Here is a 15075-nt window from a genome sequence, read left to right as displayed (position 1 = left end):
AATAAAAAAAGCACTTCAATTTGAAGTGCTTTTTTGGTATCAATTTATATTAGTCTTAAAATTCTATATCAACCTGAAGCTTTTCAGCTAAAAGTTTTGAGATTTTTTCTTTAAGCGGTTCAATATCAATGTTCTGCATTGCATCATTGGCAAAAGCATATAAAAGTAGCGCCTGAGCTTCTTTTTTGGAGATACCCCTTGCTCTTAGATAGAACAGGGCGTCTTCATTAAGCTGGCCTACTGTACAGCCGTGAGAGCATTTTACATCATCAGCAAAGATCTCCAACTGAGGTTTTGTATCAATAGTAGCTCCTTCGCTTAGCAATACGTTGTTGTTCTGCTGATAAGCATTGGTTTTCTGGGCAACTTTATCTACGAAAACCTTCCCGTTGAAAATACCGTGAGCATTTCCGTCAAAAATACCTTTGTAATTCTGATAGCTTTCACAGTTCGGGAAATTGTGGTGAACTGCTGTATGGTGGTCTACCAACTGATCTTTACCAATAATGGTGATCCCGTTCATAAATGAATTGATATTGCTTCCGTTATGAATGAAATCCAGATTATTTCTTATCAGTTTTCCTCCGAAAGAGAAAGTATTCACAGTCGTTAAGCTGTCTTTTTCCTGTCTGGCGAAAGTACTGTCGATAAGATATGACGTGTTGTTGTCATTCTGAAGTTTGTGCCAGTCTGCTTTTGCATTCGGATAAGTAAAGATCTCCGTCACAGAATTTGTCAGCACATAAGTACTGTCGAAATTGTGGTGGCTTTCTATAACCTCTACTTTTGCTCCTTCTTCCACAATCAGTAAGTTTCTTGTATTGTAGAAGGTATTTTCTTCCTGATTCTGGGAAATGTAGAAAATGTGGATCGGTTTTTCGATCACAACATTTTTAGGAACCTTCAAAAAGAAACCATATTTGCAGTAAGCAAGATTTAGGTTTGTAAAAGCAGCATCTTTGGAAGCGATAGTATTAAAATACTTATCAAATACTTCCTTATGCTTCTCATCATTCAAAGCATAGTTGAATGAAAGAAACTCTACATTTTCGATAGAAACCTTTGAAAGTTCTTTATGAAGTTTACCGTTCACAAAAACGATCCAGTCAAAATTTTCTTCACCCAGATGCAGCTGGTCCAGCTGTTCTTTGGTAATATTATGACTTTCTTTAGGGAAAAAATTATAGTTTTTCTCTGTGATCTCTTTTAGGCTGGTATATTTATATTCTTCGTCTTTTTTTGTCGGAAAACCTAAGTTTTCGAAGTTCTGAAGAGCAGATTTTCTTTCTTCATCCAGAAATCTGTGACGAAGGCTCTCCAAAAATTCACCGTGATTGTCAATAATCTGATCGTATAAAGCCATTACTGATATTTCGGCCATCACACCTTATTTTATATATTTAAAAATAGTAATTACTGCGGGTTTTCCGCAACTTCAGAAAAGATTGATAAAATCCTCCTGAAAAAAAATCTTCTTAGTTAAGAAGCCAGTCGTAACCCTTTTCTTCAAGTTCCAGGGCAAGAGATTTATCACCGGTTTTGATGATTTTCCCATTAGCAAGAACGTGAACAAAGTCAGGCTGGATATAGTTAAGCAATCTCTGATAGTGAGTAATCAGAAGAACTGCATTCCCTTCGTTTTTAAAAGCATTTACACCGTCTGCAACGATTCTTAACGCATCAATGTCCAGTCCTGAATCTGTTTCATCAAGAATGGCCAGTTTAGGGTTAAGCATCATCATCTGGAAAATCTCGTTTCTTTTCTTTTCACCTCCGGAAAAACCTTCGTTCAGTGATCTTGAAAGGAAATCTTTTTTTATACCCAATTGCTCGGATTTTTCACGGATAAGAGCAAGCATTTCTTTAGCCGGCATTTCTTCCAGCCCGTTTGCTTTTCTTGTCTCGTTTAAAGCAGCCTTAATGAAGTTCGTTACAGAAACCCCCGGAATTTCCACAGGATACTGGAAAGAAAGGAAGATTCCTTTGTGAGCTCTGTCTTCAGGAGCATCTTCAATGATATTTTCACCACCAAAAATGATTTCTCCGTCCGTTACCTCATAATCCTCTTTTCCTGCAATTACGGAAGAAAGAGTAGATTTTCCAGCTCCGTTAGGACCCATGATCGCATGAACTTCCCCCGGTTTTATTTCAAGATTAATACCTTTTAAAATTTCTGCGCCGTCTTCAATTTTGGCGTGCAAGTTTTTTATTTCTAACATTTTTATTTGCTAAACAAATTATTTTTGAATTCTATATACTAAACTGTCAGGTTGACCAGGAACATCATGAAGAGTTCCGATTTGCGTCATTCCCGCCTTTTCCAAAACTTTAATAGAAGCTATATTATCAGGACGAACAACTCCGAATATTTCTTCTTTACCAATATTGTTAAATCCCAGATCTACAGCTTTCCTTGTAAATTCTGTCGCATATCCCTTTCCCCATGCTTCCACTGCAAAGCGATATCCAAGATTTAGTTTTTCTTCATCTCCGTACATTTTATAGCTCAGACCTCCAAAGCCGATAATGCTTTTATTTTCTTTTGCTATAATGGTCCACCCTCCAAAATTATATTGTTCCCAGTGGTTCAGCATTCTTTTGAATGTGTTTTCTGCTTTCGCAAAATCCATTGGCCCGCCTGGATTATACAGGTTCGTCTGCGGATCCTTATTAATTTCAAAAAACCTTTCAAAATCTTCTTTTTCAGGTCTTCTTAGAATTAAATTTTCTGTGGTTTCCATAACCGGATTATCCTACAGAGCCTTCAAGAGAGATCTCCAGTAATTTCTGAGCTTCGATGGCAAATTCCATAGGAAGCTTATTCAGTACTTCTTTGCTGAAACCATTTACAATCAGGGCGATAGCTCTTTCTGTATCAATACCTCTCTGGTTGCAGTAGAAGATCTGATCTTCTCCGATTTTCGAAGTGGTGGCTTCGTGCTCCAGTTGTGCAGTAGGATCTTTGATTTCAATGTATGGGAAAGTATGTGCACCACATTCATTGCCCATAAGAAGAGAATCGCACTGGGAGAAGTTTCTTGCCCCTTTTGCAGAAGGCATTACTTTTACCAGTCCTCTGTAGGAATTGTTGGATTTCCCTGCAGAAATACCTTTTGAAATAATCGTTGATCTGGAATTCTTTCCGATGTGGATCATTTTTGTTCCGGTATCTGCATATTGGTGGTTATTCGTTACAGCAATAGAGTAGAACTCCCCGATAGAATTATCTCCTTTCAATATACAAGAAGGATATTTCCATGTTACAGCAGAACCTGTTTCCACCTGCGTCCATGAAATTTTTGCATTTTTTTCGCAAAGTCCTCTTTTCGTCACAAAGTTGAATACCCCTCCTTTCCCTTCTTCATTCCCCGGGTACCAGTTTTGAACGGTAGAGTATTTAATTTCTGCATTATCCATTGCAATCAGTTCCACAACCGCGGCGTGAAGCTGGTTTTCATCCCTTGACGGAGCTGTACAGCCTTCAAGATAAGAAACGTAGCTTCCTTCATCAGCAATCACAAGTGTTCTTTCAAACTGACCTGTTCCTGCCTGATTGATACGGAAATATGTGGAAAGTTCCATTGGACATCTTACGCCTTTTGGAATATAGCAGAAGCTTCCGTCAGAAAATACTGCGGAATTCAGTGCTGAATAAAAATTATCTCCTCTCGGAACTACTTTTCCAAGATATTTTCTTACTAAATCAGGATGGTTTTTAATAGCTTCAGAAATAGAACAGAAAATAATTCCTTTTTCCATTAGAGTTTCCTGGAAAGTGGTCTTTACAGAAACTGAATCTATTACAATATCTACAGCAACTCCTGAAAGTCTCTTTTGTTCCTCGATATTGATTCCTAATTTCTCAAAAGTTTTCAGTAATTCAGGATCTACCTGATCAAGGCTTTCCAGTTCAGGTTTTGCCTTTGGCGCAGCATAATAACGAATTGCCTGAAAATCAGGTTTTTCGTATTTGATGTTGGCCCAGGTAGGTTCTGCCATTTTCAGCCAGATTCTGAAAGACTCCAAACGCCATTCTGTCATCCATTCAGGCTCTTCTTTTTTTGCAGAGATAGCACGGACGATATCTTCGTTTAATCCGGTAGGAAAGTCCTCATAATCGATCTTCGTTTCCCAGCCGAATTCATATTTTTTATTTTCTAGATCGACTCTTAAATCGTCTTCAGTGTATTTACTCATTATTTTTTTTGATTTCAGAATGTAGATTTTTCAGATTCAGAACGCGTCTGATGTCTGATATCTAGTATCTAATGTCTTTTTATAAAGAAAAACTCTCTCCGCATCCACATGTTCTGGATGCGTTAGGATTGTTAAAAACAAATCCTTTCCCGTTTAAACCTCCTGAGTATTCAAGAGTTGTTCCTGCTAAATAGAGGATAGATTTTTTATCTACAACAATTTTGATTTCATTATCTTCAAAAACCTGATCTGCATCTGTTTTTTTATTATCGAAACCCAAAACATATTCTAAACCAGAGCATCCTCCACTTTTCACCCCTACTCTTATATAATCCTCAGCAGCATTGAAACCATCCTCTGTCATCAGCTGAATGGCTTTTGCTTTTGCTTGATCTGATACTTTTATCATTGTATTTATTTAGAATGATTTAATGATGCAAAAATACGAACTAATTTCCGCAATCTCAAATTGATGGTGTCTATTTTCATGATTTTATATGTCTGCTGAAATCCAAGTGTTAAAAATTAGCCAATATATCTTTTAAAAATAAGATGATTCTGTTTTAGATTTAACTTTGAACCCTATTTTTTATCCTAATGAAACAACCGCAAGAAGTAGTAATGAAGAATAAATTAGTGGTCTTTTTTTTGTTGCTTTTAGTAACAGCTACCTACGGCCAGACCATAAGATATGTCTATGAGACTTCAGTAAATCCGGATTCGATTAATCTGGTAAGTATGAAACATGAAAGAACGTTTCTGGATGTAAAAGGAGATAAGTCTTTGTTTATCAGTGAGAATGAGCTAATTAAAGATTCTTTGCATACAGCTTTCAAGGCGGAAGACAAGGAGGATCATAAAAAACGGGAAAAGGATTTTAAAAATATGAGTATGAAGAAAGAGCTTGCACCTGCTTTTTTTGAAAATTATATTGTTAAAAATATTCCTCAGCAAAAAGTCTATTATTACGATAAAGTGGCCGGAAGGGAAATTTACTATGAGGAAGACAGGTCTTTGAAATGGGAAATAACTGATGTTAAAGAGAAGCAGAACGGATATCCTGCACAAAAAGCGATCACCAGTTTTGGAGGAAGAGTCTGGACGGCGTGGTTCACCAAAGATATCAGTATTTCTGACGGGCCGTACAAATTCTCCGGACTTCCGGGACTGATTGTAAAACTTGAAGATGAAAACGGAGACTATAAATTTGATCTTACCAAAAAAATCAAGATTCAGAATGCGTTTGAAAAGCCTGATGATCCTAATGCAAAACAGAGCACAAGGATTGCTTTCAACGGAGATAAAGCGGCATTACTGCTTGAAGCAGGTAAAAACAGAAGGCTGCCGGAAGGAGGTGAAAAAGGCGGAATGAATTTTGGAGGTAATGAACATGGCGGAATGAGAGGCGGCGGAATGGGCAAAATGGGTGGAGGAAGAGGAATGCATCAGGGCAGAAGTACTGAAGGTGGAACTTTTCCAGTACGTGATGCAGGTTTTGGAGGTAGTCCCTTAAAAAATAATGAAAGTCAAAATCCAATTGAATTAAAATAAAAATCCAGAAATGAAAAAAATAGGAATTCTTGCTTTAGCGTTGTTTATGCAGCATATTTCTGCACAGAACAACCGGTTTGTATATCAGGTAACAATGAAGCCGGATGCAGAAAACAAAAGCGATATTAAAACTGAAAATGCATATTTAGATATTTCTGCTGAAAAATCTCTTTTCTACTCTGAAAACAGGTATAAGAGAGACTCTGTCATGCAGAAGGCTTTCCAGAGTGGAGGAGGAAGAGGCTCTGTCAATAGAGATCAGATGGAGGGGATGAGAACCAATATCAATTATTCCGTTGAAAAAGATAAGGCGAGTCAAAAGACCTACTTTAAGGACAGAATAGGGAGAGATCTTTATTCTTATGAAGAAGACCGTCCTTTGAACTGGAAAATGTCTTCTGAAACAACAAAGATAGGAGAATATAAAGTACAAAAGGCAACAACTGATTTTGCCGGAAGAAAGTGGACTGCCTGGTTTACAACGGATTTACCTTACCAGGATGGACCTTATAAATTCGGTGGGCTCCCAGGATTGATCGTGAAAGTGGAAGATGATCAGGGCGATTATTCTTTTGATTTAATGAAGAACTATAAAATTGGTGAAATTGCCACCTTGAATCAGTTCGGAAATACTTTAAAGGTAAAAAGAGCAGATTACCTGAAGCAGCAGGACAAATTTAAAGCAGATCCTATATCATTCATGCAGAATAGCGGCGGAGGTGGCGGAGGATTTCCGGCGGCACCCAGATCCAACAGAGGAGGAGGGAATCAGAATCCTGCAGATATGAGAAAACGAATGGAAGAAAGAGTGAAAGAGGAAGCTAAGAAAAACAGCAATCCGATTGAGCTGCAATAAAAAAATTAAGCCATTCTTTTTAAGAATGGCTTAATTGAATTAGTCAATACACTTAATCTGACGGTTGTCATCAAATTAATAACTTTAAAATAAATTAAGTATTATGACCACAAAACACAACAAGAAAATAATCACTTTATACTGATTTTCTTTATTTTAAATATAGATCTGGAGATTCTGCCGTAGTAATGGCAAATGATGTATATCCTGAATTGGAACCTCCTAATAATTTCACACTTTTAACTAGTCCGTCATTATCCACCAATCCTTCCATCCTTAAAGATAAAGTAAACGTTTCGCCTGCCTTTCCGGAAATAAAGAGTGTGCTCGCCGGACGGGAAAAAAAGTCATTACCAGATATTGCAGAAAAAGGGCGGATATAAAACGAATTTCTAAAATAATCAAACACTGTAGTAACATTGTTCAAATTGGTTTTGTTAACTACAAACTGGATATTTAAATATGCATTCGAGGTTGCTTTAGTTGCAATACTATTATAATTCACCTCAAATACAGGCCTTACCAAAATGGAATAAATACCATCTTTAGGCAATGTGATTTTTGTAGAATGTATTGGGTTTACGAAGCCTTTAAGCTCAATAGTTTTATATGTATATAAAGGAATTGTGGGACTGTAAATTACATATTGATCAGTATTTCCTGCTGCTTCATATGCCATCATATAAGCAGGATTCGTTAAAACCTCATCGGTTTTTTTTGTATTGGTAGTCATATCCCATTTAGGGTTTGATGGCGTTCCTACATTTACGTACAGGCCTTCTTCTATGTTTGTGGAAGATGGCTTGTATATCATCAATCCTTTTGCAGGATTGGGAATAGTAACTGCATCTGTGAAAGAAGTAATTTCAACTCTTGGGAAAAGAGTTCCTTTGTTATTGGAATAAATATCCAGGGCAGAGCTTGGGTCTGGAGTTGCCGTATTGATACCAACCTGGCTGAACATTAGATTGCAAATTAATGTGCTCGAAATAATAAATAATTTTTTCATTGTTTTTTCTTTCATGTTAAATTGTTCGATTTTTTAACTTGCTTTGGGATGGGAATAAATTTTTTTTCATCATAGATTTTATAGCTCTTAAAATATTTTCCTCATAATCTATTATTAAGTTTTTTCTTTCATGTTAAATTGTTTGACTTTCTAACTTGCTTTTGGGATGGGAATAAATTTTTTTTCATCATAGATTTTTATAGCTTTTAAAATATTCTCTTCGCAATGCATCATTAAGAGTTTTGTTTAAATATTTTAATTGGGATTTTATCAGCCGTATTGTCTTGATTTCTGAGGCAAAATTACTTTCAACGTCGTTTTATGGCAAATAATATATTGATAATATTCTGGAATACTATCGATAACAAATACGTAAAGTGTTGATAATTAGCTGTTTGATTTATCGTGTGAGTGTGGCTGCTTTTTTAAAGAAGAAATAAATTTCGAAGGAGAAAGACCTGTTTCCTGCATAAAGATTTTAGCAAAATATCCACTGGAAGAAAAGCCTGCCAAATCTGAAAAGTGTTGGATTTTATATTTCAAATGTACAGGATTTTCATAGATATACTCTAAAATATAACGAATTTTCAGGCCATTGATATAATCGCTAAAGTTTTTTTCCCGATACTTTTTTATGAGATAATTAGTATATTTTGTATTGGTATTGAGGAAATGGGCAAGATCGCTCAGAGTAAAGTTTTTTACGGTAAACTCTTTTCCTTTTTCAAATTCATTCAGATTTTGTAAAAGCTCAGCTTCCTTTTGTTCAGACATTATTCTTGAGTCTGTTTTGTTGCTTATTTCGTTTACTGGCAAAATGTTCACAGGATGATTCGGTATGTCTGCAAAATCTTTCTTTTTTTTGAGGCTTTCTTCTAATTTTTTAATAATGTCATTAAACTTTTTCCTGTTTTTTTTTTCCTTTTTCCTGTAAAAAAAGACCAATGTAAAAATACCAAATGTCAGTAGGCCAACTACGGTTAACAAAATATTTTTAGATTTTCGTACAGATTCGGTTTTTTTATTTTGTATAGTACTTTCCAGAGAGATTGTTTGGGTTGCCTGTTCTTTTAAGCTATCTTTCAATTGTACAAAATGATCAAAAAGCTTATTCTTTTCTTCATTGTTATCAATACGGGCTTTCAGTCGCTGCTCTAGTATGAGGAGATGTATAGATTTATATTTGCGTTCTTCTGCAGCATTTTCTGCTTTGTCAAAATTTGCTTTTGCATTACTTATCCTATTTTCTTTAGCATCGATTAATGCCTTAGATAAAAAATACAGCTCAAATTTTTCCTCAAGGTAAGGCTTAGTATCTTCATCTTCATACATTTTTTCATAATATAGAATCTGCTCTTTAGCCGATATAAAATCTCCACAGGCAATAAATTCAAACGAGAGATAGGCTCTCTGTTTTGAAAGAATCATATGCATCGCAGTGAGAATGTTTTTTGGCTCTTTATTTTTCTTAGCATTTTCAATATTGCTAAGATAGTCTTTAATGATATTCTTTCTTATCGGTATATCTTCGCAGTATTTCTTATCATCAAATAAAAGTAGCGATTCGAAAAGTAAAACTTTAGAATAATAATCTGACTTATTAAACTGTCTTGTCATTTCCTTTAGCTTTGCCAGTTGCTCATAGGCTTGAGGCATTAATCCCGTTTTTTTATAACCAAGCCCTATAAGATAATTCATTGAAAAACGTTCTTTTTCTATATTTAGCTTTTGGAGTATAGAATCCGATTTCTTTGCAAAAAAAATAGCTTTTGCAAAATCTTCTTTTCTTCCGTATCCGCTGGCTATGTTAAAATAACCCACAGAAAAGTCATATTCGTTCTTTGAAACTTTAAGTATTTGTTCTCCCACAATAATCATTCTATCTGGATTTGAAAGTCTTTCTTGATTTAAATTAAAAACGTCTTTACTTAAAAATTTAGAATATGATTGTGCAAAACAAAAAATAGTAGACAAACAAACTAATAAGGTAATAATTTTTTTCATGATATAATCTTCCTTGGTTTGGAAACACTTAAAATAGAACTTTTTCGTTAATAATTTATTGTTATTGTGCTGGTTTTGTTGAAATATGAAAAATTTGGCTTCTGTTTTGGGAAATTGCCTAACGAACAAATTAACATCTAAACTTACGGTCTGCCTAACGCTAAATCACTAATATTCCGGAATATCATTTAACTGTAAAAGAAAATAACTGAAATCAATCCTCTTAAAAATCAAACAATAGAATTGGGACTTTTAAAAGAAAATATATTATGAATGAGGGAAGTCGGAAACAAAAATTGACTTATTCTACAAGCCTTTCGATTCGTTTCATTTATGCGACTAGTGTATCAAAGTGTAAATTACAGAGCTAGATTAAGCAAATCTGGGAATTTAATGAGATAGTAGGTAAACTGGGACGAGCCACTAAATAATGAATATTTTGGTATAGGTAAGAAATTCTGATTGATAGAAAAAAATTCACTTTTATTAGTATAAGCTAATGAATAGTCAAATTAAAAGGCTCGGATTACAAAATCCAAGCCTTATTTTTTTAATTACCCGCTTTATGGGCTTAAAAACCTCATACATGTATATTTGAGACAGTTTTTTATTTTATTTCAAGAGCTGGTTGAAAGTATCTCCCTGCTTAATGTCGCCTGTATTGTAGCCTTTCATAAACCATTCTTTACGCTGGGCAGATGAGCCATGGGTAAAGCTTTCCTGGTTTACATAACCCTGAGATCTTTTCTGAATATTGTCATCCCCTACAGCTTCAGCTGCTTCTATAGCGGATTCGATGTCGCCCGGTTCCAGAATATGTTCTCTGTTATCAGTCTGTTTAGCCCAAACACCGGCATAGAAATCTGCCTGCAGTTCTGTCGCTACAGAAACCCTATTCAGATCTGCTTCAGAATATCTTCCGCTTCTTCTTAACGCATCTACCTTTTGGGTAGTTCCCAAAAGAGTCTGTACATGGTGACCCATTTCGTGAGCCATTACATAAGCAATGGAAAATTCTGTAACCTGTGCACCAAATCTCTGCTGAAGCTCTTTAAAAAAGCTCATGTCCATATAAACCTTCTGATCTGCCGGACAGTAGAAAGGTCCCATGGCAGCTTCAGCTGTTCCGCAGCCTGATTGTGTGGTACTTTCAAATAAAACAACTATAGCAGGTTGGTATTGCATACCGTTCTCAGCAAAAATTTTAGTCCAGGTCTGCTCATTTTCAGCAGTAACCATTTTTACAAATTCACGGATCTGAAGTTCATTGGAACTTAATTCTCTCTGTTCGGTAGGAGAAGAACTTCCGCCTCCGGAAGAAAGTAAAGATGAAGGATCTCCCCCCAAAAAGAATATAATTGCAGCAATGATCAGGGTTCCCAATCCACCGCCTACAAGAGCGCCACCGCCACCGCCGCCAGATCCGCGTCTGTCGTCTACGTTGTCGCTTCTATCGTCTGTCCATTTCATAAATAAATTTTTTTGCTTTGTAAATTTAAAATAATATCATTACTAAATGACTACTTTTGTGAAAAATTACTATTTACGTGAAAAAAATTAAACTTTCCTTTTTGTTAGTTGGACTAATGGCATTTACAGCCTGTGAAAAAGAAAAAGAAGATGAAGTAAAGAATGTGGATAAAAACGGATCCATTGAAACGGTTCTTTCCGTTGAACATCTGGATGCCGCGGATATTCTTATTACCAAGCACAAAATCTGGAAAAACAAAAAGCTTTTTAAAGAAATCGTTAAAAAAGATACTATTCCGAGTTTAGGAGATACACTTGTAGGTGGAGAAGACAATGATGGTAACAGTCATATTGTGAAAACGAAAAAAGACTATGAATTTTTTATAACGGTTCAATAATGAAAAAGTCCAGTTCTATAAAATTACTTTTTGTAACAGGAGTATTGGCTGCCTGTTCTCAGGAAAAACCCAAGGTTCAAAACGAAAAGAAAGTCTATATGAGGTCTGATACTACGGCTTCTTATACACGGTCACATGGTTTTATGACGGGGCTTCTCCTGTATCATGCATTCAGGCCGTACGGAGCTTACAGCTATGGTGCTTACCAAAAAGCAGGCTATTACAGTGATGCAATAAGCACAAAGTCTAATATCGGAAGAAATAATTTCAAAGGAAATGTGGTAAGGGGACAGCTGGGAAGAAGCGGTTTCAGTGCATCATCGTAGATTATGGAAAGAATTCAGTCACAGTTCAGGAAAAACTGGCAGCATAAGCTTGAGAATTTAGGATTCGGATATCACTCTCTGGATGGTCTTTACTGGGATGAAAGCCATTATTACCAGTTCAGCACAGAAGAAATCAATAAAATAGAAAGTGCAACTGCAGAACTCTGGCAGATGTGCCTGGAAGCGGTAGATTATATTATTGAAAAAAATCTTTGGGATAAATTCAATATTCCTGAATGGTTCCGGAATTACATCATCACAAGCTGGGAGGAAGATCATCCTTCCATTTATGGAAGATTTGATTTCGGTTTTGATGGGAAAAACCTGAAACTGCTGGAATTTAATGCTGATACACCTACATCACTGTATGAAGGTTCGGTTATCCAATGGTACTGGCTTCAGGAGCTGTTTCCGTATAAAGACCAGTTTAATTCAATTCATGAAAAACTGGTGGGTTACTGGAAGCATCTTAAAAATTATATGAATCCGCACCACATCTATTTTGCTTCGCTTACCAATATTGAAGATGTTACCAATGTGGAATATATGCGTGATTGTGCTTCGCAGGCTGGTTTTGATACAGAATTTATTCCTGTTCAGGATATTGGCTGGGCTGAGGATATTTCAGAGTTTGTGGCCGGTGATCAGGCGATCATGGAATATATTTTCAAGCTTTATCCTTATGAATGGATTCTTGCAGACGGTTTCGGAGAGAAACTTGTGAAAAACGGGTTCAGATCTCAATGGATTGAACCGGCATGGAAAATCCTGCTTTCATCCAAAGCTATTCTGCCTGTCCTTTGGGAAATGTACCCCAATCATCCTTATCTGCTGGAATCTTATTTTGAACCTAAGCATCTGAAAGATTTTGCAAAAAAACCGATCTATTCCAGAGAAGGAGCAAACGTGATTCTTCACAAAAACAATATTCCGGTTGAGGAAAATGAGGGTGTGTATGGCAAAGAAGGTTTTATTTACCAGCAATTATTTGATCTTCCGAACTTTGAGGGAAATTATCCGGTCATTGGCAGCTGGGTAATCGGGCAGGAGCCTGCAGGTATCGGGATCAGGGAAAGTGTTCATCTGATCACCAATAACCAGAGCCGTTTTGTTCCCCACCTTATCGGTTAAGCTTCTTTTCTTTAAGCCAGAATGAAGTGGACTGATAGGCGGAAATAGCATCATTCACCAGTTTCTGTTCTGGATTTTTGATCAGATTTTCATCATAATACAGTTTGAATTCAGGAGCAAGACTGCTGGATTCAAGCTGTAAAGAATACTGCTTTACTTTTTTAACAGGTGAAATGATTGTTAAATGGCCGTCCTTTACGAAGCCAAGATCCTGATAAGTTGCGATATAAGCTTTTGGCTGGAATTCTTTTTTGAGAACATCCTGACCCAGGAATTTAGATTGATAACTGAAATTTAATAATCCAAATAAGGTAGGCATTACATCGATCTGAGACATCAGTTTATCAAATTTCTGAGGCTCAATGAAACCTTCCGAGAAGATCATTGCAGGAATTCTGTATTTATCCATCGGAAGCTCTGTTTTTCCGGCGCTGGATGCACAGTGGTCAGCAATGATTACGAAGACTGTATTTGTGTACCAATCCTGTTTTTTAGCCATTTCAAAAAACATTCTGAGTGAATAGTCTGTATATTTTACACCTCCGTCACGAGATTTTGCGGTTCCGGGGATGTCAATTCTTCCATCAGGATAGGTAAAAGGCCTGTGATTGGAAACCGTCATCCAGTGATTGAAAAACGGCTTTCCGGATTTAGCTTCGGCGTTCATGGTCTGGATCGCTTTTTTAGCCATATCTTCATCAGCAACACCCCAAACGTTGGCGAAAGTGATTTCTTCCGGTTTAAAATTATTTCTGTCCACAATATCATAACCGTTTCCGGCGAAAAAGTCCTGCATATTGTCGAAATAACTATACCCTCCATACAGAAATTTCACATCATATCCTTTGGATTTGAATACACTTCCTGTTGTAAATTTATTTTTGTTGTCGTCTCTTTTAATGATACTTTCTCCGGCGGTAGGAGGAATACATAGCGTTAATGCCTCAAGTCCCCTTACGGTTCTGTTTCCGGTAGCGTAAAGATTGGTAAACATCATTGAGCGGTCTGCCAGACTGTCAAGGAATGGAGTTATTTTTTTAGTTCCTCCGTAATGCTCCATGAAATCGGCGGATAAACTTTCAATAGATATTAAGACTACATTTTTCTTAAGTTCCGGCTGGTCGGAGATTACATTTCTTGGTAAGGCAGGGTCTGAATATTGGCTCAAAAAATTCTTTTCAGCTTCATGCTGTCCAATTTTAGGATAGAATTTGAAATAATCCAGTTCATTGTGGGTAAAAGCCCAGTAGAACTTCGGAAGTCCATTGCTTTCTATCTCATCAGCAAAGACATTGTTTGATCTGATCTCCATTAATGAAGATACTCCTAAAAGACTGAGGCTGACCATAACAATAAAAGTTCCCAGCAGTACCATTTTCTGTTTAAAATTTGGCAGATCTAAAAGCTCGTCTTTTGTTTTTTTATAAATAAACCATGTAATGGCTAAAGTGACAATAAGGATGGCGGAAAATAAAGGAACGACAGGATAGCTTTCCATAATGTTTCCGATAACTTCATTCGTATATATCAAATAATCTACAGCTATGAAATTATAGCGTACTCCAAATTCGTTATAGAAGAAATATTCACTTACTGCATTGAAGATAATCAGAAGGACATATAATAACAGTGTGATAAAATACAGCACATTGCGGATTTTGATTCTCCTGGATGGGAGGAAAAGCATCAGGCCAAAGAAAATGGTTTTGATACCTACAAAAGCCAAAGCTATTTCTGAAACAGATCCTCCGTACTGGTTGAAAATATTATTCGGAACAAGCAGAATATAAAGGAAAAACAGTACTAAAGCTCCGAAAATAATATATCCGTAAGGCTTTTGATATTTGGAATCCGACAGAAACAGAAAGTAAACGGCCAGTAGTGTACTGGCTAAAGTAAAAACAAATATGTCATTCAATAAACCAATGGAGAGGACTTTTATCACTTCAAAAAATCCAAAACCGGCTGTTGTAATAGGGTGGAAAAAAAATACAATCCGTATAATCAACGAAATGATAAGATAAAAAATCCCTAAATACAAGAATGGTTTTATTTTACTTGAAAGCATATACGTTATGTATTGATTAATTTTCGCAAAGATAGTTTTTGTATACAACTTTTAGAGGAAAAAAA

14 protein-coding genes are annotated in these 15075 nt (G+C 36.1%); 5 read left to right on the top strand and 9 right to left on the bottom strand.

Going from position 1 to position 15075, the window contains the following annotated elements; translation table 11 throughout:
- Positions 1-55 precede the first annotated feature (55 nt).
- The 5 genes from sufD to ACQWU4_RS09575 form a co-directional block, all read right to left on the bottom strand.
- Positions 56-1363 (bottom strand): Fe-S cluster assembly protein SufD, encoded by a 1308-nt coding sequence (sufD, locus tag ACQWU4_RS09595; protein ID WP_429936043.1) that lies wholly within the window; start codon positions 1361-1363, stop codon positions 56-58.
- Positions 1364-1475: 112 nt separating this feature from the next.
- Positions 1476-2219 (bottom strand): Fe-S cluster assembly ATPase SufC, encoded by a 744-nt coding sequence (gene sufC / locus ACQWU4_RS09590; RefSeq protein ID WP_429935543.1) that lies wholly within the window; start codon positions 2217-2219, stop codon positions 1476-1478.
- Between the two features lie 18 nt (positions 2220-2237).
- Positions 2238-2741: a GNAT family N-acetyltransferase gene (locus ACQWU4_RS09585; protein ID WP_429935542.1), complete on the bottom strand. Its 504-nt coding sequence runs from the start codon at positions 2739-2741 to the stop codon at positions 2238-2240.
- Positions 2742-2748: 7 nt separating this feature from the next.
- A complete protein-coding gene (sufB, locus tag ACQWU4_RS09580; protein WP_429935541.1) occupies positions 2749-4197 on the bottom strand; it encodes a Fe-S cluster assembly protein SufB in 1449 nt (482 codons plus the stop codon).
- A 79-nt stretch (positions 4198-4276) separates the two neighbouring features.
- The gene (locus ACQWU4_RS09575; RefSeq protein ID WP_111954251.1) at positions 4277-4606 is read right to left on the bottom strand and encodes a HesB/IscA family protein; all 330 of its coding nucleotides are present in this window, start codon (positions 4604-4606) and stop codon (positions 4277-4279) included.
- Positions 4607-4818: 212 nt separating this feature from the next.
- On the opposite strand from ACQWU4_RS09575, the gene ACQWU4_RS09570 reads away from it, so the two are divergent.
- Together ACQWU4_RS09570 and ACQWU4_RS09565 are read left to right on the top strand one after the other, a co-directional pair.
- The gene (locus ACQWU4_RS09570; protein WP_429935540.1) at positions 4819-5748 is read left to right on the top strand and encodes a GLPGLI family protein; all 930 of its coding nucleotides are present in this window, start codon (positions 4819-4821) and stop codon (positions 5746-5748) included.
- A 10-nt stretch (positions 5749-5758) separates the two neighbouring features.
- Positions 5759-6604, top strand: coding sequence for a GLPGLI family protein (locus ACQWU4_RS09565; RefSeq protein ID WP_429935539.1), 846 nt, complete (start codon positions 5759-5761; stop codon positions 6602-6604).
- A gap of 151 nt (positions 6605-6755) precedes the next feature.
- On the opposite strand, the gene ACQWU4_RS09560 is transcribed toward ACQWU4_RS09565, so the two are convergent.
- From ACQWU4_RS09560 to ypfJ, 3 genes are all read right to left on the bottom strand, one after another.
- A complete protein-coding gene (locus ACQWU4_RS09560) occupies positions 6756-7613 on the bottom strand; it encodes a hypothetical protein (RefSeq protein WP_429935538.1) in 858 nt (285 codons plus the stop codon).
- Between the two features lie 387 nt (positions 7614-8000).
- On the bottom strand, positions 8001-9617 hold the full coding sequence (locus tag ACQWU4_RS09555; protein WP_429935537.1) for a helix-turn-helix domain-containing protein: 1617 nt from the start codon (positions 9615-9617) through the stop codon (positions 8001-8003).
- A 612-nt stretch (positions 9618-10229) separates the two neighbouring features.
- Positions 10230-11087 (bottom strand): KPN_02809 family neutral zinc metallopeptidase, encoded by an 858-nt coding sequence (ypfJ, locus tag ACQWU4_RS09550; protein ID WP_429935536.1) that lies wholly within the window; start codon positions 11085-11087, stop codon positions 10230-10232.
- A gap of 77 nt (positions 11088-11164) precedes the next feature.
- Here ypfJ and ACQWU4_RS09545 point away from each other — a divergent pair, with 77 nt between their 5' ends.
- From ACQWU4_RS09545 to ACQWU4_RS09535, 3 genes are read left to right on the top strand one after another with little or no spacing between them, the layout of a single operon-like run.
- Positions 11165-11485, top strand: coding sequence for a hypothetical protein (locus ACQWU4_RS09545; protein ID WP_429935535.1), 321 nt, complete (start codon positions 11165-11167; stop codon positions 11483-11485).
- Positions 11485-11811: a hypothetical protein gene (locus ACQWU4_RS09540; RefSeq protein ID WP_429935534.1), complete on the top strand. Its 327-nt coding sequence runs from the start codon at positions 11485-11487 to the stop codon at positions 11809-11811. Before ACQWU4_RS09545 ends, ACQWU4_RS09540 begins: the two co-directional genes overlap by 1 nt.
- Before the next feature lie 3 nt (positions 11812-11814).
- On the top strand, positions 11815-12942 hold the full coding sequence (locus ACQWU4_RS09535) for a glutathionylspermidine synthase family protein (protein ID WP_429935533.1): 1128 nt from the start codon (positions 11815-11817) through the stop codon (positions 12940-12942).
- Here ACQWU4_RS09535 and ACQWU4_RS09530 read toward each other — a convergent pair.
- On the bottom strand, positions 12932-15010 hold the full coding sequence (locus ACQWU4_RS09530) for an LTA synthase family protein (protein WP_429935532.1): 2079 nt from the start codon (positions 15008-15010) through the stop codon (positions 12932-12934). The genes ACQWU4_RS09535 and ACQWU4_RS09530 overlap by 11 nt on opposite strands.
- Positions 15011-15075: the final 65 nt, after the last annotated feature.

Origin of the sequence: Chryseobacterium sp. MIQD13 (genome assembly GCF_050496705.1) — a bacterium.
In the GTDB taxonomy this organism is placed as follows: Bacteria; Bacteroidota; Bacteroidia; order Flavobacteriales; family Weeksellaceae; genus Chryseobacterium.
Note: the sequence above shows the minus strand (reverse complement) of the source record. Positions and strands in the feature narration are given on the sequence as shown.